We start from the raw sequence: 2059 nt of genomic DNA, 5'->3' as shown, positions 1-2059 counted from the left end.
CAACTCGTCTTCGAGCGAAGCGATCGTCCGAGATACCGACGAAGGGTCCGTGTTCCGATCACGCGCAACAACGGCAAAGCTGCCTCGCCTCGCAACGTCGCCGAAAATGCGTAGTGTTTCGATGTCCATTCATTCCTAAAATGCACGAATATCGTGCCAAATCAAGCCTTTCCGGCATCATGGGCTGGTAATATCACGCCGACACCTGAACTCAGTCGGAAGGTGTCGTTATGCAAATTCGAAATTCTGTTGCGCTGGTGACCGGTGCAAATCGTGGCATTGGACGCGAACTCGTAGCGGCCTTGCTGAAGGCTGGAGCAGCGAAGGTCTACGCGGGAGCTCGCCGTCTCGACAGCCTTGACGCAACGAAAGCGCTCGATCCGGGCCGAGTAGTACCTCTGTTGATCGATGTCACTGACCGCAACCTCGTGGCCGCGCTGCCGGCGAAAGCGTCCGACATCACGCTCCTAGTGAACAATGCGGGCGTACTGGATTTCGGCCCCATTCTCGAAGCGCCGTTTGACGCAATCGATCGGAATTTCGAGACCAACTTTTACGGAAAGCTGAACATGGCCCGCGCTCTTGTGCCGGTCATCGAGAAGAATGGCGGTGGCGCCGTGGTCAATATACTTACGCTCGTCGCGCTCGCGAGCATGCCGGGCCTGTCCGTCTACAACGCGTCGAAGGCAGCAGCCTGGTCGATGACCTTGTCGTTGCGGGCGAGCCTCGCAGGCCGGAACGTTGCTGTTCATAGCGTTTTCCCGGGCGCCGTCGATACTGAGATGCTGGCCGGCGTCGAAATGCCGAAGACCCCCCCGGCAGATGTCGCCGCGGCAATCGTCGCGGGCGTCGGAGCAGGCGCAGAGGACATCTTTCCGGATCAGATGTCCGCAGGACTCTATGATGCCTGGAAACAGGATCACAAGGCCGTCGAACGGCAATTCGCGACCATGTAGGGATCTTGCAAACGCATTTAAACACACCACGCGCAGCCCTTAAGCAGACCACTAAGGACTGCGCCACCCTCGAAATCCTGAATAATCATGAAGAGAGACCGTTATGTCGCGAGTTACTGTTTTGGGATTGGGCGCGATGGGCTCACGTATGGCGATCTCGCTCTTGAAAGCGGGCCACGAGGTCACGGTTTGGAATCGTAACGCAGCGAAATGTACCGAACTGGTATCTGCAGGCGCTCGTTCGGAGCCGTCGCCTCGCGAAGCCGTTGCAAAGGCGGATGTCGCGATATCGATGGTCAGGGATGATGAAGCATCCCAAGTCGTCTGGCTGAAGGATGGGACCGGCGCTCTGGCGGGGCTACCTAAGACCGCCGTCGCGATCGAAAGCTCGACTTTGAGTGTGAATTGGGCGCAGCAGCTCGGATTGGCCTGCAAGCAGGCAGAAATCGAATTTCTCGATGCGCCGGTGGCAGGCTCAAGGCCACAGGCCGACGCCGGCCAACTCATTTATCTGGTAGGTGGCGACGCGGAAGCGCTCTTGACCGCAGAACCGGTACTAAAAGCGATGGGTGCCGCCATGCATCACGCAGGGCCTGTAGGCAGCGGGACTGCAGTAAAGCTTGCGATCAATGCTTTGTTTGGAGTGCAGCTCGCGACCCTCGCGGAGTTGATTGGCATCCTGCAACGCTCCGATGTCGATGTTCGTAGAGCCCTCGATATCATTACCTCAACACCCGTGTGCAGCCCTGCGACAAAGGTTGCCGCAGGCGCAATGCTGGCGGAGAATTTCGACCCGATGTTTCCGATTGAGCTCGTTGAGAAGGATTTTAAATACACCATCAATCTAGCACTTTCGAATGGTGCATCAGCGCCGATGGCTGATGCAGCCTTGTGCGTTTTTAGTAGAGCAGTGTCGCAAGGACTTGGTTCCCGCAATATCACCGGAATAGTCCAGAGCTATCGCTCTTGAGGCCTTAACCCGCATTTTCCGTAGTTGAATGAAGCGTATATTCCAGAATTTCATTGATCAACTCTTGATTGCCAAGAACGCTGAAGCTCTTGGCGCCGCGATGTCCGACGCTGCTGCGGCCTTACATTTATCC

3 protein-coding genes are annotated in these 2059 nt (G+C 56.7%); 2 read left to right on the top strand and 1 reads right to left on the bottom strand.

Annotated features, from left to right (window positions below; genetic code table 11):
- On the bottom strand, positions 1–129 hold a 129-nt coding region (locus tag AC1D00_RS38380), incomplete at its 3' end, for a LysR family transcriptional regulator (protein WP_477014260.1).
- A 101-nt stretch (positions 130–230) separates the two neighbouring features.
- Here AC1D00_RS38380 and AC1D00_RS38375 point away from each other — a divergent pair.
- Entirely contained in the window at positions 231–956 is a 726-nt protein-coding gene (locus AC1D00_RS38375) for an SDR family oxidoreductase (protein ID WP_477014259.1), read from the top strand.
- Between the two features lie 103 nt (positions 957–1059).
- Complete coding sequence (locus AC1D00_RS38370) at positions 1060–1926, top strand: NAD(P)-dependent oxidoreductase (RefSeq protein ID WP_477014258.1); 867 nt, start codon at positions 1060–1062, stop codon at positions 1924–1926.
- Positions 1927–2059: the final 133 nt, after the last annotated feature.

The organism is Bradyrhizobium sp. P2_E8 (genome assembly GCF_056403875.1).
Note: the sequence above shows the minus strand (reverse complement) of the source record. Positions and strands in the feature narration are given on the sequence as shown.

Coding starts and splice junctions, on each gene's coding strand:
- AC1D00_RS38370 (WP_477014258.1), top strand. CDS start 1,060: ATGTCGCGAGTTACTGTTTTGGGATTGGGCGCGATGGGCTCACGTATG.
- AC1D00_RS38375 (WP_477014259.1), top strand. CDS start 231: ATGCAAATTCGAAATTCTGTTGCGCTGGTGACCGGTGCAAATCGTGGC.